The organism is Nocardioides panzhihuensis (genome assembly GCF_013408335.1).
Lineage (GTDB): Bacteria > Actinomycetota > Actinomycetes > Propionibacteriales > Nocardioidaceae > Nocardioides > Nocardioides panzhihuensis.
Map to the genome: position 1 here is coordinate 1,124,060 of NZ_JACBZR010000001.1, position 19,873 is coordinate 1,143,932.

Sequence of the window (19,873 nt, forward strand, 5' to 3'; positions counted from 1 at the left end):
GATGACACCTCGTGAATATTTCACAAGGTCGAGATCGTCGGGCCGGGAGCGATCAGACGCGACGGCTGAAGCGGATCCGTCCATCCGGGAGGCGCTCATAGCCGTAGTTCGGGTCGTGAATCCGGCGATGATCGCTGGAACACAACAACACCATGTTGGCCAGATCGGTTCGCCCGCCTTGGGACCACGGTTTCAAATGGTGGGCTTCGGTCCAGGCGGCTGGGGCGTCGCAGTCCTCGGCTTGGCAACACTTGTCCCGCAACCGGAGTGCTCGGTGTTGGACGGGGTGCGCGAGTCGGGTGGTGCGGCCGAAGTCGAGGATCTCAGAACCTGTGCCGAGGACTACGGGGATGAGGTCGGCGTTGCAGGCCATCCGGCGAGCTTCCGCCGCGGTGATGTGCTCCCCGTCGAATCCCAACGCTGCGGTGCCGAGGTCTTTGCGGAGGTCTTCGACGTTCATGGTGATGAACACCGTCGTGGCATGACCACCATGACGGGGCAGCTGATCCACGTCGTAGGTCTCAATGACCCGGGCGAAGGCCTGGCCCAGCAGTCGGTCATAGGGGGCCTTGCGGCCTCGGTCTTCGGCAGAGAGCTTCCTCGGCTGCGCCAGGGAGTCCAGGATCGTGCGCAGCCTCAGCCCGACCGCGTACGAGACCCGGGCGTGGATGTCCACGGTCCCGTCGCCATTGGCACGGGACGTGAAGAAGGTGCGCCGCTGGGCGCGTTCTTCCTCCCGCTGGAGTGCTTTGGCTTCGGCTGCCTCGAACCGTTCGGGGTCGACCTCGACCAGGATCCGCTTCCCGATGATCTCAAGCTTGGTAGCGGTCATCTCGGTGGCGTACTCGACCAGCAGCTTCTCCGCCAGAATCAGATTCTCACGACTGGCTTCAGGGTCGGCCTCGATCGCCTCGAGCGCCTTGACGATCACCCGGGCCTTCTCCTGAGACACCACACCCTCGGCGAGGCCGGCGGCGACGAGCTCGTACCTCGCGACCCCTGCGGCCAGTTTCACCTCGGCGCGTCCGATCTTCTTGTCGACCAGCAGTTCGGTCCACATCCACCCCGAGGCATCTTTCGCGCCGGTCTCCTCAGCGATGTCGCCCGCGACAGCGAGGATCCGGAGTTTGAGGGCCGCTTGCTTGGCCTGGATGATCTCCAGGCGCTTGAGCCGTTCCTTCTTCTCCGCCGTGCGCCAATAGGCAGGATCTCTAGCAAGAAGGTTGTCGAGGGAGGATTCGAGGGCAGCGAGCTCTGCATCGATCGGGTCTTCGGGGTTGATTCCCCAGTGGTTGATCTCGTGCTCGAGACTCATCGCCGCCCCTCCTCTCCGGTGTGTTCAGAGGCGTGTTGTGATGGGTCTTATTCTACTCCTTTCGACCAGCCGAATCTACTTATCTTCGCAGGTCAGACCCCTGTTTTCGCGATGAGCGAACGGCCTCAAACCTGTGGATGATAAGTGGCCCGCAGGGCCACCTCTGCCACCCCACGGACTCCACCGTTCCGGAGCAAGATTCCGCTGCGCCACACCCGGGCCGCCGCCCCGATAGCCAGCCAAATCTTTCTTGACCTGGTCCGGTGTCAAGGACCGCGAAGCGGCCGGCGCAGCCGGCGCCCGGAGGGCGTCCTTGACTCCGGGGCAGGTCAAGAAGACCCTCGAAGCCGGGTCGGCGGCCCACACCAGCCTTCGGGTGGGACGTTCCGGCAGGGAGCTGTGTTGGTCTCGACACGCCTCCGCCTAGCGGCTCCGGCGGCTCGACCAGCGGGGAGAGTCTCGACAAGCTCGACCAGCGGGGATGGCGGCGAGAACCTAAGCCGCAGGATGCTCGTAAGCCTCCGCGACCCGCTCGCGAAGCTTGGCGTGGATCTCCTCCGGCGTGCGCTGCGTACGCTGGCGGTGGTTGCGCGCAATGATGGCACCGGTCGCGGTGACACCTGCCAGGCCTGCGAGGCCGACGATCTTCCACACGCGTGCACTACCGAAACCCATGAGGACCCCCTGCTCGAGATGTCTGACGACACCACTATCTCCCTCGAAGACGCCGTAGACCAGACCCGGACCGGCGATCTGTGGCTCTTCCGCGGCCGCTCGGTCGCCGACCGTGCGATCCGGATGCTCAGCAACGCGCCGGTCAACCATGTCGGGATGGCGGTCGTGCTCGACGACCTGCCGCCGCTGATGTGGCACGCCGAGCTCGGCAAAGGGCTGCTGGACCTCTACACCGGCACTCACCACCGCGGCGTGCAGCTCCACGACCTACGCGCCGCGGTCGAGCAGTGGGCGGGCCGCTATGAGCAGCAGGTCTGGCTGCGTCAGCTCACCGCCGACATCGACCGCAAGCGCGAGGATGCCCTGCTGAGGACGATCGCGCGTCTCGACGGCACCCCGTTCCCCTCGACCGCCGCCCTGGCCGGGCGCTGGGCCCGCGGCCGGGTCCGTTCGAAGGCCGGCCTCGAGCAGGTCTTCTGTGCCGAGGTCGTCGCGGCCACCTACCAGGAGATGGGCCTGCTCGACGATGAGCGCCCCACCAACTACTACGACCCGGGACGATTCTGGTCCGGGGACCACCTGACCCTCCAGGACGGTGCCGTGCTCGGCAGCGAGGTCCGTGTCGTCGGCTGACCCGTCCCGCATGAGCGGGCTCAGAGCATCGTCGAGGCCTTCTCCAGCACCCGGCGCAGGATCTGCTCCATCTCGTCGAACTCGGCCTGGCCCACGGTGAGCGGCGGGGAGAGCTGGATGACGGGCTCTCCGCGGTCGTCGGCGCGGCAGTAGAGGCCCTCGGACCACAGCGCCTTGGAGACGTACCCGTAGAGGATCCGCTCGCACTCCTCCGCACTGAACGTCTCGCGGGTCTCGCGGTCCTTGACCAGCTCGATGCCGTAGAAGTAGCCGGTGCCGCGCACGTCGCCGACGACCGGCAGGTCCTTCAGCTTCGACAGCGTGGCCAGGAACGCGGCCTCGTTGCGGCGTACGTTGCCGAGCAGGTCCTCGGCATCGAAGACATCGAGGTTGGCCAGCGCCACGGCGGTGGAGACGGGGTGACCGCCGAAGGTGTAGCCGTGGTAGAAGGTCTGGTCCCCGGAGAGGAACGGCTCCATCAGCCGATCGGAGATGATCGCGGCCCCCAGCGGCGCGTACCCCGAGGTCAGCCCCTTGGCCGAGGTGATGATGTCCGGCACGTAGTCGAACCGCTCGCAGCCGAACATCGTGCCCAGCCGCCCGTAGGCACAGATGACCTCGTCGGAGACGAGCAGCACGTCGTACGCATCGCAGATCTCCCGCACCCGCTGGAAGTAGCCCGGGGGCGGCGGGAAGCAGCCGCCCGAGTTCTGCACCGGCTCCAGGAAGACGGCGGCGACCGTGTCCGGCCCCTCGGCCTGGATCACGAACTCGATCTGGTCGGCGCACCAGCGGCCGAACGCCTCCGGGTCGCTCCCGTCCATCAGCCCGCCGGTGATCTCGGAAGCGCGGTAGATGTTGGTGTTCGGCACCCGGAAGGTCGAGGGGACCAGCGGCTCGAAGGGTGCCTTGATGTCGGCCAGCCCGGTGATCGACAGCGCCCCGTGGGTGGTGCCGTGGTAGGCGATGTTGCGCCCGATCACCTTGTGCTTGCCCGGCTTGCCCCGCAGCTTGAAGTAGTTCTTGGCGAGCTTCCACGCCGTCTCGACGGCCTCGGAGCCGGAGTTGGTGAAGAAGACCCGGTTCAGGTCGCCAGGCGCGAGCGCGGCCAGTCGTGCGGCCAGCTCGATCGCCGGCTCGTGCGCGTAGGACCACAGCGGATGGAAGGCCAGCTGCTTGGCCTGCTCCGCGCCCGCGTCGGCGAGCTCGGCGCGACCATGGCCGACCTGGGTGACGAACAGCCCCGCGAGACCGTCGAGGTAGCGGTTGCCCTCGATGTCGTAGATGTAGGCGCCCTCGCCCCTGGCGATGATCGGCACATCGGCCTCGGCGTAGCTCGAATGCCGTGTGAAGTGCATCCAGAGATGGTCCTTGGCGTCGCGCTGAAGCTGCTCGTAGTTGCCGGTCATGCCCCAATGGTCGCCCAATGCATCTCGCTTTCGCAAGCGAATCCGTAGTCTAGGCGCAATATCACTTCGGATTCGGTTGTCACATCAGTGTTACGGAAAGGAGTTAGTCTCTTGCCCATGGCCGACCAGATCTTCAGGAACGTGATCGCCGGCGAGCTGTGCGAGGCAGCCGACGCCGCGACGTACGACGTCGTAGACCCCGCCACCGGCGAGGTCTACGCGCAGGCGCCGATGTCGGGGGAGGAGGACGTCGACAGGGCGTACGCCGCGGCCGCATCGGCCTTCGAGGCCTGGGGCGAGACCACACCCCAGGAGCGCAGCCTGGCTCTGCTCCGGATCGCCGACGCGATGGAGGCCCGAGTCGAGGAGCTGGCCGCTGTGGAGGTCAAGGACACCGGCAAGCCCTACCAGCTGACCCTGGACGAGGAGCTGCCGCCGACGATCGACCACTTCCGGTTCTTCGCGGGCGCCGCCCGGACGCTGGAGGGTAAGAGCGCGGGGGAGTACCTCGCCGACCACACCTCTTGGATCCGCCGCGAGCCCATCGGCGTGATCGGGCAGGTCACGCCCTGGAACTACCCGCTCGCGATGATGTCGTGGAAGATCGCCCCGGCCCTGGCCGCCGGCAACACCATCGTGCTCAAGCCCTCCGACACCACTCCGGCCGCCTCGTCGCTGCTGGCCGAGCTGGCCCAGGAGTTCCTGCCGCCCGGCGTGCTCAACCTCGTCACCGGCGACCGCGACACCGGCCGCGCGCTGATCCGCCACAAGACGCCGCAGATGGTCGCCGTCACCGGTTCGGTGCGCGCCGGGATGGAGGTCGCCGCGAGCGCGGCAGGGGACCTCAAGCGCGTCCACCTCGAGCTCGGCGGCAAGGCGCCGGTGATCGTCTTCGACGACGCCGACATCGACAAGGCGGTCGCCGGCATCGCCGCGGCGGGCTACTTCAACGCCGGCCAGGACTGCACCGCCGCGACCCGCGTGCTGGTGCAGGCGGGCATCCACGACGAGTTCGTCGCCGCGCTCGCCGAGGCGGCCCGCAACACCACCGTCGGGCTCCCAGGGGACAACCGAGACGTCGGCGCTCTCAACAACCCCGGCCAGCTCGCCCGGGTCGCGGGCATGGTCGACCGTCTCCCCGACCACGCCACGATCGCGGCCGGCGGCGCGCCGGCGAGGGTCGAAGGCGGCGAGAACGGCTACTTCTACCAGCCCACGGTCCTGGCCGGGCTCCGCCAGGACGACGAGCAGATCCAGCAGGAGATCTTCGGCCCGGTGATCACGGTGCAGAGCTTCGCCGACGAGGCCGAGGCGCTCAGATGCGCCAACGACGTCGACTACGGCCTCGCGTCGAGCGTATGGACCAAGGACCACGGCACCGCGCTGCGGGTCAGCAAGCGCCTCGACTTCGGCGTGGTGTGGATCAACACCCACATCCCCTACATCTCCGAGATGCCTCACGGCGGCTTCAAGCACTCCGGCTACGGCAAGGACCTCTCCGTCTACGGGTTCGAGGACTACACCCGGATCAAGCACGTCATGTCCTTCATCGGCGAGTAATCCGCTAGACAAACACTCAAGGGTGCGACCCTCGATGTGCGGGCCGATGGCGTCCGTGAAAGCATCGGGTGCCGTTTCGCGTACCTCCGTGAAGCGGTGCCAGCAATGGACGCAGTCGATCCCCCACACGAGGTGCACCCCACATGTCAGCCAAGCAATGGCGGACAGATGTCCAAGGTCTCCGGGCCATTGCCGTAGGTCTGGTCGTCGCTGCCCACGCGGGCGTCCCGCACACCGAGGGTGGCTTCGTCGGCGTCGACGTCTTCTTCGTCCTCTCCGGCTTCCTGATCACCACGCTCCTGCTGCGCGAGGCGGACACGTCGGGAACGGTCAGCATCCCGCAGTTCTACGCGCGCCGTGCCCGGCGCATCCTCCCCGCCGCGACGCTCGTGATCCTGGTGGTCCTGGCGTACGCCGCCTGGCAGCTGCCCGCCACCCGGCTGACCGACGCCGCCGCTGACGGCACCTGGGCGGCGTTCTTCCTGGCCAACGTGCACTTTGCGGCCGAGGGGGTGCAGTACTTCCAGCCCAGCGAGCCATCGCCCTTCCAGCACTACTGGTCGCTGTCGGTGGAGGAGCAGTTCTACCTGGTCTGGCCGGTGCTGGCGCTCCTGCTCATCCCCAGGCTCGGGCGCAAGGGCTTCACCATCGTCGCCGCGGCGATCGCGGTCGCGAGCCTGGCGTGGTCGATCTACGCCACCGCCGAGAACCCGACGGCCGCCTACTTCTCCACCCCGGCGCGCGCCTACGAGCTCGCCGCCGGCGCGCTGCTGGCCTGCTGGGGCGGCCGGCTCAAGGGCGCAGCGAGCATCGCCGCCGGCCTCGGCGGAGCCACGGCGATCGTGGTCTCCACCGTCGCGTTCAGCGAGGCGACCCCGTTCCCCGGCTGGCAGGCGCTGGTGCCCACCCTCGGCGCGGTCGCACTGCTCGCCTCGGGCGCGAACGCCCCGACCGCGAAGCTGCTCGCGGTCAAGCCGCTGAGGTACGTCGGCGACATCTCCTACTCCCTCTACCTGTGGCACTGGCCGCTGATGGTGCTCGCCCCCGAGGTTCTCCACCTCGGCAACGAAGCTCTCGAGATGACGGTCGCGGTCGCCGCCGCGCTGCTCCTCTCCGCCCTGAGCCACCGTTTCGTCGAGCTCCCGTTCCTGCGCAAGCAGGTGCCCGTGCTCTCCCACGGGCTGCGCTCGCTGGCCCTCTGGCCGGCAGCGCTCGTCCTGGCGGTCGGCAGCGGGTGGCTGACGACCGGCTATGCCGCGTACGCCGAGAAGGAGCGCGCCGTCCAGGCGCAGGCGTGGTTCGCGGCCAACGAGGTCCCCGACACCGCTGCCGAGACCGGCGGTGCGCCGCAGGTGCAGCGCGAGCTACGCGCGGCTCTCGACATCGCCGACCGTGGTGGCCCGATCCCGCCGGCCGTGCTCGGCGCCGAGATCACCGAGGACAGGTGGCAGAAGACGTACGGCGACTGCTACGCCAACTACGGAGACACCCGGGCCGACCACTGCACCCTGGGTGACACCGACGCGAAGAAGACCGTCGCCGTCGTCGGCGACTCCCACGCCGGCATGTGGCTGACCGCCTTCGACGACCTCGGCAAGGAGAACGACTTCCGGGTCGTGCCGCTGGTGAAGGTCGGCTGCGCTCCCTACCCCGTCCAGCACCGGGGCAAGAAGATGACCCAGGCCGAGTGCGACGAGTTCCGGGACTGGTCGGCAGAGCGCCTCGAGCGTCTCGAGCCCGACGCGATCGTCTCGACCGCCCGCGGCCAGCTCTTCATGCCCAAGAGCTACGCCGGGATGGACCGTGACGAGCAGTGGTCCCAGGCCGTACGCAGCACGGCGGAGGCCTATCGAGAGATCTCCCGCAAGGTGGTGGTCCTCGGTGACGTGCCCGCCGTCGACCACGAGCCCGCCGACTGCATCAGCGCCCCGGACGCCGACCAGCGGTCCTGCCTCAGCGACCCCGACTCCCGCGAGACCAGCAGCAACGAGATCACGAGGGCGGCGCTGGTGGGCACCGCGGCGGCGTACGTCGACCCCCAGCGCTTCGTGTGTGCCGAGGACCGCTGCCCGCTGGTCGTGGGGGAGAAGGTCACCTACTACGACTCCTCTCACCTGACCGAGTCCTGGGTCCGGCACATCGCCCCGCGCCTGGGCGTCCTCCTGGCACCGCTGATCTGACGCAGATTTAACTGGGACGCGCGTCCTGGAATTTGCTTTCGCGTGCATGTTGTGGCTTAATTGTGGCCAGACGTTGCAAAACGTTTCATGCGCAGCCCTGGACCCGTGGGGGAGTCCGGGGCTGTTGCTATTTCCGGTGTTCTCCCCGCTCCTCATCGGCATCCGTTTGGCGCCTTCTCAGCCTCTGCTGGGAGGATGAGCGGGTGAATGAGCAGCGACCACGCGACGTGGTGATCCTCGGTTCCACCGGGTCCATCGGCATGCAGGCACTCGACCTGGTGCGGGCCAACCCGGACCGGTTCCGGGTCGTAGGGCTGACCGCAGGCGGGTCCAACAAGGAGCTGTTCGAGACCCAGGTCGCCGAGTTCAAGCCCAAGCTCTCCGGGCTGGGTGAGGAGGCCTCGATCGAGGCGGCCGCCCAGCCCGCCGACGTGGTGCTCAACGGGATCACCGGCGCCGTGGGTCTCCGCCCGACGCTGGCAGCGCTGGAGGCCGGCAACACCCTCGCGCTGGCCAACAAGGAATCGCTGATCATCGGTGGGCCGCTGGTCAAGCGGGTCACGGGCGAGGGACAGATCGTTCCGGTCGACTCCGAGCACTCCGCGATCGCGCAGAGCCTGCGCGCCGGCCGCGTCGAGGAGGTGCGCAAGCTGGTGCTGACCGCGTCCGGCGGCCCGTTCCGCGGCCGCTCCCGCGACGAGCTCGCCCAGGTCACCCCGGCGCAGGCGCTCAAGCACCCCAACTTCGCGATGGGCCGGGTGATCACGACCAACTCCGCGACCTTGGTCAACAAGGGCCTCGAGGTGATCGAGGCACACCTGCTCTTCGACGTACCCTTCGACCGGATCGAGGTCGTCGTCCACCCGCAGCAGTACATCCACTCGATGGTCGAGTTCACCGACGGCGCCGTGGTGGCCCAGCTCGGGCTGCCGACGATGCTGGTGCCGATCTCGATGGGGATGGCCTGGCCCGAGCGGGTGCCGGACGCCGAGACCCCGATCGACTGGACCAAAGCCGCCGACTGGCGCTTCGAGCCGCTCGACGACGAGGCCTTCCCCGCGGTGCGGCTGGCCCGTGAGGCCGGGACCCGCGGTGGCACCCATCCCGCCGTCTACAACGCCGCCAACGAGGTCTGCGTGGACGCCTTCCACGAGGGCCGGATCCCGTTCCCCGGCATCGTGGACACGATTGCGGAGGTCATGGCAGCCCATCACGGCGTACGCTCTGAAAGCACCCTCTCGATCGAGGATGTGCTCGCCGCCGACGCCTGGGCACGCGAAGAAGCCACCCGCATCCTGGAGACCACCAAATGAGTGTCTTGCTCTACACGCTCGCCGTGATCGGCTTCGTCGTCGCGATCCTGGTCTCGATCGGGCTCCACGAGCTCGGCCACATGATCCCGGCGAAGGCGTTCGGCGGGAAGGTGACGCAGTACTTCATCGGCTTCGGGCCGACGGTGTGGTCCAAGCAGGTCGGCGAGACCGAGTACGGCCTCAAGGCCATCCCGCTCGGTGGCTACGTCAAGATCGTCGGCATGCTGCCGCCCGGCGCCGACCAGCTGGGGGAGCGCACCGACGACGGCGCCCTGAAGATCCGCAAGTCCAACACCGGCATGTTCACCCAGCTGATCAGCGATGCCCGCTCGGCCGAGTGGGAGCTGATCCGTCCCGAGGACGAGCCGCGGCTCTTCTACAAGATGGCGTGGTGGAAGAAGGTCATCGTGATGGCCGGCGGGCCGTCGGTGAACATCGCGATCGCGTTCTTCGTGTTCTGGGGCGTCTTCGGCATCTACGGCGTCCGTGAGAACGTCGTCGACGAGGGACATCCGGTCGTCTCGAGCCTGCAGGAGTGCCTGCTGACCTGGGAGGACCAGGGCCGTGAGTGCCGTCCGAGCGACAGGCCGACCCCGGCCGCCGACGCCGGCTTGAAGCCGGGCGACGAGCTGATCTCGTTCAACGGCACCGAGCTGACCTCGTGGCCGGTCGCCCAGAAGTTGATCCGCGACAACATGGACGGCGAGGCCACGATCGTCATCGAGCGCGACGGTGAGCGGATGACGCTGCGCACCCAGACCGTCGTGCAGGAGCGGGTCAAGGACCTCGACGACACCAGCGCCGACCCCGAGACCGCGAAGGTCGGCTTCTTCGGCATGTCACCCGAGTCCCACGTGGTCACCACCAAGGAGGGGCCGGTCTACGCGCTGAAGGAGATGGGCGTGATGGCCGAGAACGCCGTCCACGCGCTGGTGCGGCTCCCGGTCAAGGTCTGGCACGTCGCGCTCGCGATCGTCGGTGTCGAGGAGCGCTCGGCCGACAGTCCGGTCAGCATCGTCGGTGGCGGCCGCATCGCCGGCGAGATCGCCGCCCACGAGGGCCTCGACGTCGGTGAGAAGGTCGCCAGCTTCGCGTTCCTGGTCGGTGGCTTCAACCTGTTCATCGGCATCTTCAACTTCGTCCCGCTCCTGCCGCTCGACGGCGGCCACATCGCGACGGCGCTGTGGGAGGGCGTACGCCGCGCGTTCGCCAAGCTCTTCCGACGGCCCGACCCGGGGCACGCCGACCCGGCGAAGCTACTGCCGGTGGCGTACGTCGTGGCCTCGGCGCTCCTGGTGATGGGCGTTGTCCTGATCGTCGCCGACCTCGTCGTCCCACTTCATCTGCAAGCCTGACCGGAAAGTAATCTTGACCCCATGACGTCGATCCCCCTTGGTATGCCGGAGGCACCCGCCCCGGTGCTCGCCCCTCGCCGCAAGACCCGCCAGATCAAGGTCGGGTCGGTGGGCGTGGGCAGCGAGAGCCCCATCTCCGTGCAGTCGATGACGACCACGCTCACCTCCGACGTCAACTCCACGCTGCAGCAGATCGCCGAGCTCACCGCGTCGGGCTGCGACATCGTCCGGGTCGCGTGCCCGAGCCAGGACGACGCCGACGCGCTGCCGGCGATCGCGCGGAAGTCGCAGATCCCGGTGATCGCCGACATCCACTTCCAGCCGAAGTACGTCTTCGCGGCCATCGAGGCCGGTTGCGCGGCGGTCCGGGTCAACCCGGGCAACATCCGCAAGTTCGACGATCAGGTCAAGGAGATCGCCGCGGCCGCCAAGGACCACGGCACCAGCATCCGGATCGGCGTCAACGCGGGCTCGCTCGACAAGCGACTGCTGGAGAAGTACGGCAAGGCCACGCCCGAGGCGCTGGTGGAGTCGGCGATGTGGGAGGCGAGCCTCTTCGAGGAGCACGGCTTCAACGACTTCAAGATCTCGGTCAAGCACAACGACCCGGTCGTGATGGTGCGCGCCTACGAGCTGCTCGCCGAGTCCGGTGACTGGCCGCTCCACCTCGGTGTCACCGAGGCCGGCCCGGCCTTCCAGGGCACGATCAAGTCGGCGGTCGCCTTCGGCCACCTGCTCAGCCAGGGCATCGGAGACACCATCCGCGTCTCGCTCTCGGCGCCGCCGGTCGAGGAGGTCAAGGTCGGCATCCAGATCCTGGAGTCGCTCAACCTCAAGCCGCGCCGCCTCGAGATCGTCTCCTGCCCCTCCTGCGGCCGCGCCCAGGTGGACGTCTACACGCTCGCCGAGCAGGTCACCGCCGGCCTCGACGGCCTCGAGGTCCCGCTGCGGGTCGCGGTCATGGGCTGCGTCGTCAACGGTCCCGGCGAGGCCCGCGAGGCCGACCTCGGTGTCGCCTCCGGCAACGGCAAGGGCCAGATCTTCGTCAAGGGCGAGGTCATCAAGACCGTCCCCGAGGCCGCCATCGTCGAGACGCTGATCGAGGAGGCGATGAAGATCGCCGAGGGCATGGAGCCCGTCGAGGGCGCCGGCGCGTCGGTCTCGGTCAGCGGCTGACGCCGAACGCAGGAAGCCCGGTCCGTCAGTCGGACCGGGCTTCTTCTTGTGCTCCGAGACGTCCCCCTGCGTACGCCTCGAAGGTCTTTGTGGTCTCACCAGTGCATCAGCCTGGAGACCACGCCGAGGAACCCGAGGTGGAGCAGTGCTCCGACCGGGTCCGTGGTGATCAGGTGGCCCCAGGCGAGGGCCGCCTGGCCCATCTGGGTTCCGAGAGCCGTGGCGAAACCGTCCAGTCCGCCGTGGGTCCACAGGTGGACGATGACGAACCGGACGCCCGGCACGACCAGGAACAGGATGAGCGCGGCCTTGACCGGAAGGACCCAAGGCAGCGAGCCGCCGGTCGAGCTCAGGTTGCCGCTGCGAACCCAGCGGGTGCCGCTGCGGCCGTCGAAGCGGACCTTGGCGCGGCCCGCGGTGGTGGCGACGACGACACCGCGCTTTCCGGAGCGGGTGCCGCCGTGGGCCCGGACGGTTTCGCCGGGGCGCGGGAGGAAGCCGTTCATGACAGCACCCCTTCCGCGACGACGGACATGGACGAGGTGCCGGAGGCTGCCTCGCACTTGGGCGGCTCGGCGCTGAGCAGCTGGTTGAAGCCGAACACGACAAGAAGCGTGACGGCGAAGGTAGCGATGCTGAACTTGTGGTTCCTCATGGTCATCATCTCCTTCAGCGGTGGGGCCCGTCTGGTGGGCCGGCGCTGTCCCGGTCGGGGACGTCTCCAAGGTGGCGGAGGCCACATCGAACTCGCCAGTAGGCGGGTGGGAGTGGGGACGAAGTAAAGACAGTCCCGGGGAAGTTGAGACGTTTCTGGGACAGAATTGGGACACCTGCGAGATACTCACAGCCCGCGGTCGCGACAACTCGGCGAGGGGAAATGACCGACGAAGCGCTCTCTCCAGAGCAGTTCAACGTCGAACTGCGCGATTGGGTCAGGCAGGTCACCGGCAAAGCCGATGGCGGCGCCGGTGTGGCCATGGCCAGAAGCACCTTCTACCGGCGTACGTCCGGCTCGAAGCTGATGCCGCTCGACGAGCTCATCCGCGTCGTGGGAGGTGCGGTGCCCCGCACTCTAGACCCGGCCCATCAGGGCGAGTGGATCCGCAAGAACACCGGCATCTGGCAGTCGAAGTGGTGGAAGGCGTACGCCTGGCGTGATCAGCACGCGGGACTGCCCGGGTCCATCGCCCCGGGCTCCGCCTCGGCTCAACCGATGCTCACCCTCGCAGCCGAGACGACCGAGGCGCCGCCGCCCGCCACCAGCTCCCGGCTGACCTTCCCGAGGGCACGGGTGGCGGTGCTGAGCGGGCTGGCGACGGACCAGCCCACTATCGCGCTCATCGAGGCGCTCGGCCGATGGCTCGAGAATCCCGAGTCCAACCTCTTCTTCCTCACCGGCCCCTCGGGTTCGGGAAAGACGATCGAGGCCAGGGAGTGGACCGCGTCCAAGGAGCAGGTGCGCTACATCAGCCTGCGCGACGGGGCGGTCGACTACGCGGACCTGGTCGACGAGGACCGTTCGCCGATCGTCATCGACGACTTCGACCTGATCTCCTCCAGCGCCGAGGAGCACGGCGTCACCCGTCCCGACCTGAGCGAGCTGCGCTCCGCGTTCGGCCGGGGCGGCCGATTCGTCGTGATCAGCAAGCGCAACCTGCAGACCGAGCGCGACGAGCTCGCCGAGCAGCTGCGCAGCCCCGCGCGCCTGGAGGATCTCGGCGTCGAGGAAGCCGTGGTCGTACGCGTCGAGCCGATCTCGCCGGTCGAGGTGCGAGCTCTCGGCGAGGAGCGCGGAGGCGATGAGAAGCTGAACAGCCTGGCCGCCGAGATGGAGCGTGGCGGCGGATTCTTCCCCGCGACGCCGTTGGTCCTCAAGCAGCTCTACGCCTCCATCGAGGAGGGCGCTCCTGCTCCCCGGACGCTGTGGGACGGCTACACCGTCCACCTCAAGCACATCTGCGGTCAGCCCTGGGACCGGAAGAGCTCACGCATCCCCAGCAGGGTGCGGTTCCAGACCTACCGCGACATCGCCTGGGACCTGTTCACCGGGATGGACGAACCGGGTTCGCAGGAGCAGGACCTGATCCCGGTCCCGCGCGTCTCGGAATGGCTCTTCGCCAACCTGCAGCGTGACCTCGACATCACCAGACAGCGTGACTTCCTGACGTACGAATGGATCGCCGACCTGCTCGACCATCCCGAGGTCTTCGGGGTGAGCGGGCGGACCAGGGACTCGGTGGAGTCGGCCGAGTTCGCTCACGAGACCTTCTACCGCTACTTCGTCGCCGAGAGCATCCGCGACCGGCTGCGCGACGGACGCGCGATGGCGCTCGACGGTGCCCGCTTCGTCCACATGCACCTCGGCGGGATGGTGATGAGCTTCCTCAAGGCCGGGTTCCAGCCCGGAGACCTCGACGCGGTTGCCCGGCTCAGCGTGCGCGAGAGCCTGTCCTGGATGGACCGGCTGATCTGCCTCTACCTGACCGAGGAGCGCGAGGACTACGGAGAGCACCTCGACCAGGCGCCGGAGCGCTACTGGGACGAGCTGGAGTTCGTGCTGGAGGCCTTCCAGTCGCTGTTCCTGCGGAAGGCGGCGATGTATCAGCTGGTCCTGCGCGGCCGGGTGCCGGTCGACGGCTACCTCCAGATCCTGGACCGTGAGGAGGATCCACGGACCGTCGGCCGAGAGCGCGACGCGCTCCGTGTGGACACCGACATCACCGAGGCGCTGGTCCGTAGGCTGCATCACCCGGTGCTCACGCCGGCGATTCCGATAACCGCATATCGGCTCGGGCAAATGGGTGATATCACTTGCCTGAGCCATCTTGAAGGTCTCACTGGTCTGCCGTCCACCCACGAGGTAGTGGTGAGGACGGCGATCCAACGGATCAAGGAGCGCCATGAGCACACTGCCTGAGTCGCCGGGTGCACAGCCTCGGCCACCAGTGCTCGTCCTCGGAGCCACCGGCGACCTCGGAAGTGCCGTCGCGCGCCGGCTGAGCGCCGATGGCACCCCGGTGATCGTGCACGGCTACAGCCGCACCACCGAGCTCGCCTACCTCGCCGACGAGACCGGAGCGGTGGCGCGGGTCGAGGCCGACCTGACCACCGACGACGGGGTGGACGCCCTGGCCGAGACGCTCGCCGGCTTCGACACGCTGTCGGGTCTCATCAACTGCTCCGGCATCAACCCCAGCCCCGACACGGTCGCCGAGATCGACCGGTCCGAGTGGCAGCTCACCCTCGACCTCAATCTGACCTCGGTGTGGCGCACGGCCTCGCTCGCCCTCCCGAAGCTGCGGGCGGCCCGGTCCGGCGCGGTCGTCCTGGTCAGCTCGGTCTTCGGAATCCGTACGCCGTCACGACGGGCCGCCTACGGCGTGTCCAAGCACGCGTTGACCGGTCTCGCCCAGGCGATCGCGCAGGAGGAGGAGGGCGTCGTCCGCGCCAACGTCGTCGCCCCGGGACCGATGTGGAGCGAGTCCTCCCGGCAGGTGTTCGTCAAGCATGCTCGCAAGGAGGGGGTCACGGTCGACCAGTACATCTCCTACCGGGCGGCGCGCATCCCCGGGCACCGGTTCGTCACCGCCGACGCCGTCGCCAAGGTCTGTGTCTTCCTCACCTCCGACGGCGCCAGTGCCATCAACGGTCAGTGTTTGGTCGCCGACGGCGGCGAATACTGAGGGTCGACGCGACCCGAAGCCTGCAGCTCACGCGAGTTGCGGCTGATCCTCGGTCGCACTGCTTAGGCTTCGCCTAGCGCCTCCACACGTCTCTTGTTCCCTCCTCAGACTGGCGACAACAGTGACCAATCTCTGGCTTGCCATCGATCACGCGAACGATGTGCTGTTCCGCACCCCGGACTCCTCCGACATCAGGTCCGAGCTCCTCGATCTGGTGGCCGACACCCCCGGCTGGGGCATCGTCGTGCGTCCTGCGCAGGGGCACGGTGAGGTACGCCCGGAGCTCGCCTGCGCCGGGCTCCCGGACATCGACACCGTCGACGAGCTCGTCGTCCCCGAGAGGTCGACCGACGCCGTGAAGGTCGGCTTCCAGGACCACCAGGCGGGCTGCGCGCCGATCGCGCGGGCCGTGCTCGAACGCCTGCCGGGCTATGACCGGGTCTTCCTCGAGCCCTACTGTGCGAGACCGGGCTGTCTCGAGGCTCTGGCCGCTCTCGCCGAGCGCTCGGGGGAGAGCGGCATCGTGCTCAAGCTCAAGGTCAACGACGAGGGCCTCGCGGCCATCGAGCGGGCTGACATCGGGGGAGCGCCCTGGGTCGCGCGGTCGGACGGGATGACCTGGGACGACTTCAACGGGCGTCTGCCGCACGTCCGAGCGCTCGGTGCCGGAGGCGTGATGGTGGGCCGGGCGGTGTGGGGCGACACCGGCGCGGCCGGCCAGGACGTACTGCTCAAGACCGTCCGCGAGCGGATGCACACGATCGAGCGCGTCTTTGCTTGATCCGGTCTGCGAGCCGCGGGGCGACGTACAACCAGATTGGCCCTAGGCTCGTTGACATGCTGACGACGCGCCAGGGGATCCGCCCGCTGCATGCGGGGGATCTGAGTGCGTTCCTGGAGCTGACCGGTCAGGATCCGGTGGTCAACGTGTTCGCGGAATACCGGGCGCGCACCACCAACCTCGAGCCGCGCTGGCTCGGCGGCGAGATCTGGGGGCGCTGGGACGGTGGCGACCTGGTCGCGGCCTGCCATGTCGGCGCCAACCTGGTCCCCATCCAGGCCACCCAGGAGGATGCGTACGCCTTCGGTGAGCGGGCCCGCAACCGCGTACGCACCGTCTCGACGATCGTCGGTCGACAGCCCGCGGTGCGCTCGCTGTGGAGCTCGATCAGCGACTCCTGGGGGACACCGCGCGACGAGCGCTGGGAGCAGCCTCATCTCGAGCAGCAGCTGCAGAGCCTGGTCGAGCCGGACCCGTTCGTACGCCGCACGGTCCGCGCCGACATGGAGGTCCTCTATCCGGCGTGCGTGGCGATGTACACCGAGGAGGTCGGGATCTCGCCCGAGACCGGCGGTGGCCGTGACCTCTACCGCGCCCGGGTGCTCCAGCTGATCTCGCGCGGATGGTCCTTCGCGCGGATCGAGGACGGCGAGGTCGTCTTCAAGGCCGAGGTCGCCTGCGCGACGCCGGGCGCCGCGCAGATCCAGGGGGTCTGGGTGCCCGAGCACCGACGCGGCGAGGGCCTCGCCGCCCGCGGGATGGCCGCGGTCTGCGACATCGTCCGACGCGAGATCGCCCCCCGCATCTCCCTCTACGTCAACGAGTGGAACGCCCCCGCGCGTCGCGCCTACGAGCGGGCCGGCTTCCTCGAGACGGCCCGCTTCTCCACCATCATGTTCTGATCTGGCGATGTTCTGATCAGCTGGTTCAGTACGCCCGCCAGGCTCGCTCGCAGTCAGCGGCCTCGCAGCGTACGAGCCATGGCGTGCCGCTGCTCGGGTGGGACCGCATCAGGATCCGGGTGTTGGTCTCCCAGGCGTACGCCCACAGCCCGTTCGGGTTGCGGTAGGTGGTCAGCAGGGTGCCGCGGAGACTGCGGCGGCGGACCACGTCGGCATGGTTCTCGTGCTCGATCGCGTTGGTCGCGAAACGGGCGCCGTCGGGCGAGAACGACGCGACCGCCTCCAGGCACCCACGCCAGAGCGTCGTGGCGGGCGCGGTGACGGTCGAGACCACCGAACAGGCGTCGACCTGTGACGGGTCCTTCGTGTACGTCGCCAGTCGGTTGGTGGCGAAGCCGCCTGCGTACGCTGCCCGGGAGGCGATCGTCTTGACCGTGCCGGCCTTCCAGTCCCACACCAGTGTGCGCGGGGTGCTGTAGGCACCCAGGAGCACCCGGGTGCCGCTCACATCGATCGGGTCGGGCCTCGTCGCTGACCTGAAAGTGTGGCGGGCGACGACCGCGCCAGTGGTGGCGCTACGCACCTGGGCCTGGATCCCACCGCTGCTCAGGGTGGCCGTCTTGAGCAGGTAGCGGCCGTCGGCCGACAACCGGGCCTTGTCCGCGTAGTACATGTCGGTGAGCGATCTCTGCGCGACATCGAGCTGCACCCGGATGATCTGGTCGATGTTGCGGTTGCGGACCCGGAGCACGAACCCGCTGCCTGAGCGGCCCAGAAGGGTGAACTCGTCGAGGTCGTCACCGACGAGGGCGACCGGTGTCTTCATGCCGGTCGCCGGGTCGACCACCGAGACCGACTCTGACGACGGGCGGTGGAGGTAGGGAACCGTCGGGCTCTCGCCGATGGGCAGGGGTAGGGGACGCACGTCGACGGTCGGAGCCGCCGCAGAAGCCGGTGTCGTCAGTGAGACCGGGAGCATGAGAGCAACGAGGATGGCCGTGGCCAGTGCCGGGATTCGGATACGTCTCATGGAGGGATGACGCGTGCAGGCGGCGGCCGGTTGCAACACGCTTCTGACCGGTTCGCGGGAGCGGTCCGGTGCGCCGTACGCTTGCCCGCATGATCGCCCGTATGTCGACCCTGTTCGTGCGGACTCTTCGTGAGAGTCCCGCGGATGCCGAGGTCGCGAGCCACAAGCTGCTTGTCCGTGCCGGCTACATCCGCCGCGCCGCTCCGGGGATCTACTCCTGGCTGCCGCTGGGGCTGCGCGTGCTCGGCAAGGTCGAGGGGATCATCCGCGAGGAGATGGCCGCGATCGGGTCCCAGGAGGTGCACTTCCCCGCGCTGCTGCCGCGCGAGCCCTACGAGGCGACCGGTCGCTGGACGGAGTACGGCGACGGCATCTTCCGGCTCGAGGACCGCAAGGGGGCCGACTACCTGCTCGGCCCCACGCACGAGGAGATGTTCACGCTCCTGGTCAAGGATCTCTACGGCTCCTACAAGGACCTGCCGCTGGCGATCTACCAGATCCAGACGAAGTACCGCGACGAGGCGCGTCCCCGTGCGGGGCTGCTGCGCGGGCGCGAGTTCATCATGAAGGACTCCTACTCCTTCGACTACACCGACGAGGGTCTCGAGGCTGCCTACCAGGCCCACCGTGCGGCGTACGTCAAGGTCTTCGACCGCCTCGGGTTCGAGTACGTCGTCGTCAAGGCGACCTCCGGTGCGATGGGCGGCTCGGCCTCCGAGGAGTTCCTGGCCGTCTCCGAGGCCGGCGAGGACACCTTCGTCCGCTCGCCCGGCGGCTACGCCGCCAACGTCGAGGCGGTCACGACCCTGGCCCCCGAGCCGATCTCCTACGAGGGCGTGCCCGCCGCCCACGCCGAGGACACCCCCGACACCCCGACGATCCAGACGCTGGTGGACCACCTCAACGAGGCGTACCCGCGCGAGGACCGTCCCTGGGAGGCCGGCGACACACTGAAGAACGTGCTGCTGACGCTGCGCCACCCCGACGGGACGGTCGAGCCGCTCGCCGTTGGCGTGCCCGGTGACCGCGACGTCGACATCAAGCGTCTCGAGGGGCAGCTGGAGCCGATCGAGGTCGAGCCCATGGACGACGTGGAGCTCAAGAAGCACCCCGAGCTGGTCAAGGGCTACATCGGCCCCCAGGCTCTGGGTGAGGAGTCCGCCTCCGGGATCCGCTACCTGGTCGACCCGCGCGTGGTCACCGGCACCCGCTGGGTCACCGGCGCCAACGTCGAGGGCAAGCACGTCATCGACCTGGTCGCCGGCCGCGACTTCACCCCCGACGGCACCATCGAGGCCGCCGAGGTGCGTGAGGGCGACCCGGCCCCTGACGGCTCCGGCCCGCTGACGCTGGCCCGCGGCATCGAGATGGGCCATGTCTTCCAGCTCGGCCGCAAGTACGCCGACGCGCTCGGCCTGCAGGTCCTCGACGAGAACGGCAAGCTCGTCACGGTCACCATGGGCTCCTACGGCGTCGGTGTCACCCGTGCCGTGGCCGCCGTCGCCGAGGGCACCCTCGACGACATCGGTCTGGCGTGGCCCCGCAACGTCGCTCCGTACGACATCCACCTCGTCGCCACCGGCAAGGACGCCGCGATCTTCGAGGCCGCCGAGAAGCTTGCCGGCGAGCTCGAGGCCGCCGGCGTCGACGTGCTCTACGACGACCGCCCCAAGGTCTCGCCCGGTGTGAAGTTCAAGGACGCCGAGCTCATCGGGGTCCCGACCATCGTCACTGTCGGCAAGGGGCTGGTCGAGGGCAAGATCGAGGTCAAGGACCGCAAGAGCGGCGAGAAGACCGAGGTCGCTCTGGACGACGTGGTCGCTCACCTGATCGAGGTCGTCCGCGGCTGACATAACCGGAG

The 19,873-nt window shown here is 68.5% G+C and carries 17 protein-coding genes; 11 read left to right on the forward strand and 6 right to left on the reverse strand.

Going from position 1 to position 19,873, the window contains the following annotated elements; translation table 11 throughout:
- Positions 1-52: 52 nt before the first annotated feature.
- Complete coding sequence (locus tag BJ988_RS05215; protein ID WP_179657041.1) at positions 53-1,315, reverse strand: HNH endonuclease signature motif containing protein; 1,263 nt, start codon at positions 1,313-1,315, stop codon at positions 53-55.
- A gap of 495 nt (positions 1,316-1,810) precedes the next feature.
- The gene (locus tag BJ988_RS05220; protein WP_179657042.1) at positions 1,811-1,990 is read right to left on the reverse strand and encodes a hypothetical protein; all 180 of its coding nucleotides are present in this window, start codon (positions 1,988-1,990) and stop codon (positions 1,811-1,813) included.
- A gap of 18 nt (positions 1,991-2,008) precedes the next feature.
- Between BJ988_RS05220 and BJ988_RS05225 the strand changes: the two genes are divergently transcribed.
- Complete coding sequence (locus BJ988_RS05225; RefSeq protein ID WP_179657043.1) at positions 2,009-2,623, forward strand: hypothetical protein; 615 nt, start codon at positions 2,009-2,011, stop codon at positions 2,621-2,623.
- 20 nt (positions 2,624-2,643) lie between these two features.
- On the opposite strand, the gene BJ988_RS05230 is transcribed toward BJ988_RS05225, so the two are convergent.
- Complete coding sequence (locus tag BJ988_RS05230) at positions 2,644-4,032, reverse strand: aspartate aminotransferase family protein (protein ID WP_179657044.1); 1,389 nt, start codon at positions 4,030-4,032, stop codon at positions 2,644-2,646.
- A gap of 117 nt (positions 4,033-4,149) precedes the next feature.
- Between BJ988_RS05230 and BJ988_RS05235 the strand changes: the two genes are divergently transcribed.
- From BJ988_RS05235 to ispG, 5 genes are all read left to right on the forward strand, one after another.
- Positions 4,150-5,592 carry a gamma-aminobutyraldehyde dehydrogenase gene (locus BJ988_RS05235; RefSeq protein ID WP_179657045.1) on the forward strand — a complete coding sequence of 481 codons (1,443 nt, stop codon included), beginning with the start codon at positions 4,150-4,152 and terminating at the stop codon, positions 5,590-5,592.
- Between the two features lie 143 nt (positions 5,593-5,735).
- Positions 5,736-7,772 (forward strand): acyltransferase family protein, encoded by a 2,037-nt coding sequence (locus tag BJ988_RS05240; protein ID WP_179657046.1) that lies wholly within the window; start codon positions 5,736-5,738, stop codon positions 7,770-7,772.
- 203 nt (positions 7,773-7,975) lie between these two features.
- Positions 7,976-9,085 carry a 1-deoxy-D-xylulose-5-phosphate reductoisomerase gene (gene dxr, locus BJ988_RS05245; protein ID WP_343051477.1) on the forward strand — a complete coding sequence of 370 codons (1,110 nt, stop codon included), beginning with the start codon at positions 7,976-7,978 and terminating at the stop codon, positions 9,083-9,085.
- Positions 9,082-10,440: a M50 family metallopeptidase gene (locus BJ988_RS05250; protein WP_179657047.1), complete on the forward strand. Its 1,359-nt coding sequence runs from the start codon at positions 9,082-9,084 to the stop codon at positions 10,438-10,440. Before dxr ends, BJ988_RS05250 begins: the two co-directional genes overlap by 4 nt.
- 21 nt (positions 10,441-10,461) lie before the next feature.
- A complete protein-coding gene (ispG, locus tag BJ988_RS05255) occupies positions 10,462-11,616 on the forward strand; it encodes a flavodoxin-dependent (E)-4-hydroxy-3-methylbut-2-enyl-diphosphate synthase (protein ID WP_179657048.1) in 1,155 nt (384 codons plus the stop codon).
- A gap of 95 nt (positions 11,617-11,711) precedes the next feature.
- Here ispG and BJ988_RS05260 read toward each other — a convergent pair whose 3' ends face one another.
- Positions 11,712-12,122: a hypothetical protein gene (locus BJ988_RS05260; protein ID WP_179657049.1), complete on the reverse strand. Its 411-nt coding sequence runs from the start codon at positions 12,120-12,122 to the stop codon at positions 11,712-11,714.
- Positions 12,119-12,271, reverse strand: coding sequence for a hypothetical protein (locus tag BJ988_RS05265; protein WP_179657050.1), 153 nt, complete (start codon positions 12,269-12,271; stop codon positions 12,119-12,121). Before BJ988_RS05265 ends, BJ988_RS05260 begins: the two co-directional genes overlap by 4 nt.
- 222 nt (positions 12,272-12,493) lie before the next feature.
- Between BJ988_RS05265 and BJ988_RS05270 the strand changes: the two genes are divergently transcribed.
- The 4 genes from BJ988_RS05270 (at position 12,494) to BJ988_RS05285 (ending at position 16,982) form a co-directional block, all read left to right on the forward strand.
- Positions 12,494-14,533, forward strand: coding sequence for a P-loop NTPase family protein (locus tag BJ988_RS05270; RefSeq protein WP_179657051.1), 2,040 nt, complete (start codon positions 12,494-12,496; stop codon positions 14,531-14,533).
- On the forward strand, positions 14,517-15,299 hold the full coding sequence (locus BJ988_RS05275; RefSeq protein ID WP_179657052.1) for an SDR family NAD(P)-dependent oxidoreductase: 783 nt from the start codon (positions 14,517-14,519) through the stop codon (positions 15,297-15,299). Before BJ988_RS05270 ends, BJ988_RS05275 begins: the two co-directional genes overlap by 17 nt.
- A 121-nt stretch (positions 15,300-15,420) precedes the next feature.
- Positions 15,421-16,080, forward strand: a complete 660-nt coding sequence (locus tag BJ988_RS05280) for a hypothetical protein (RefSeq protein WP_179657053.1) — start codon at positions 15,421-15,423, stop codon at positions 16,078-16,080.
- A gap of 56 nt (positions 16,081-16,136) precedes the next feature.
- Positions 16,137-16,982 carry a GNAT family N-acetyltransferase gene (locus tag BJ988_RS05285; protein ID WP_179657054.1) on the forward strand — a complete coding sequence of 282 codons (846 nt, stop codon included), beginning with the start codon at positions 16,137-16,139 and terminating at the stop codon, positions 16,980-16,982.
- A gap of 25 nt (positions 16,983-17,007) precedes the next feature.
- Here the strand turns inward: BJ988_RS05285 and BJ988_RS05290 are convergent, their stop codons facing one another.
- Complete coding sequence (locus BJ988_RS05290; RefSeq protein ID WP_179657055.1) at positions 17,008-18,012, reverse strand: hypothetical protein; 1,005 nt, start codon at positions 18,010-18,012, stop codon at positions 17,008-17,010.
- A gap of 89 nt (positions 18,013-18,101) precedes the next feature.
- On the opposite strand from BJ988_RS05290, the gene BJ988_RS05295 reads away from it, so the two are divergent.
- Positions 18,102-19,862, forward strand: a complete 1,761-nt coding sequence (locus BJ988_RS05295) for a proline--tRNA ligase (RefSeq protein WP_179657056.1) — start codon at positions 18,102-18,104, stop codon at positions 19,860-19,862.
- Positions 19,863-19,873: the final 11 nt, after the last annotated feature.

Bases quoted from the DNA above. Each gene is read 5' to 3' on its own strand.
- BJ988_RS05215 (WP_179657041.1), bottom strand. From the start codon at position 1,315: ATGAGTCTCGAGCACGAGATCAACCACTGGGGAATCAACCCCGAAGAC.
- BJ988_RS05220 (WP_179657042.1), bottom strand. From the start codon at position 1,990: ATGGGTTTCGGTAGTGCACGCGTGTGGAAGATCGTCGGCCTCGCAGGC.
- BJ988_RS05225 (WP_179657043.1), top strand. From the start codon at position 2,009: ATGTCTGACGACACCACTATCTCCCTCGAAGACGCCGTAGACCAGACC.
- BJ988_RS05230 (WP_179657044.1), bottom strand. From the start codon at position 4,032: ATGACCGGCAACTACGAGCAGCTTCAGCGCGACGCCAAGGACCATCTC.
- BJ988_RS05235 (WP_179657045.1), top strand. From the start codon at position 4,150: ATGGCCGACCAGATCTTCAGGAACGTGATCGCCGGCGAGCTGTGCGAG.
- BJ988_RS05240 (WP_179657046.1), top strand. From the start codon at position 5,736: ATGTCAGCCAAGCAATGGCGGACAGATGTCCAAGGTCTCCGGGCCATT.
- BJ988_RS05250 (WP_179657047.1), top strand. From the start codon at position 9,082: ATGAGTGTCTTGCTCTACACGCTCGCCGTGATCGGCTTCGTCGTCGCG.
- ispG (WP_179657048.1), top strand. From the start codon at position 10,462: ATGACGTCGATCCCCCTTGGTATGCCGGAGGCACCCGCCCCGGTGCTC.
- BJ988_RS05260 (WP_179657049.1), bottom strand. From the start codon at position 12,122: ATGAACGGCTTCCTCCCGCGCCCCGGCGAAACCGTCCGGGCCCACGGC.
- BJ988_RS05265 (WP_179657050.1), bottom strand. From the start codon at position 12,271: ATGAGGAACCACAAGTTCAGCATCGCTACCTTCGCCGTCACGCTTCTT.
- BJ988_RS05270 (WP_179657051.1), top strand. From the start codon at position 12,494: ATGACCGACGAAGCGCTCTCTCCAGAGCAGTTCAACGTCGAACTGCGC.
- BJ988_RS05275 (WP_179657052.1), top strand. From the start codon at position 14,517: ATGAGCACACTGCCTGAGTCGCCGGGTGCACAGCCTCGGCCACCAGTG.
- BJ988_RS05285 (WP_179657054.1), top strand. From the start codon at position 16,137: ATGCTGACGACGCGCCAGGGGATCCGCCCGCTGCATGCGGGGGATCTG.
- BJ988_RS05290 (WP_179657055.1), bottom strand. From the start codon at position 18,012: ATGAGACGTATCCGAATCCCGGCACTGGCCACGGCCATCCTCGTTGCT.
- BJ988_RS05295 (WP_179657056.1), top strand. From the start codon at position 18,102: ATGATCGCCCGTATGTCGACCCTGTTCGTGCGGACTCTTCGTGAGAGT.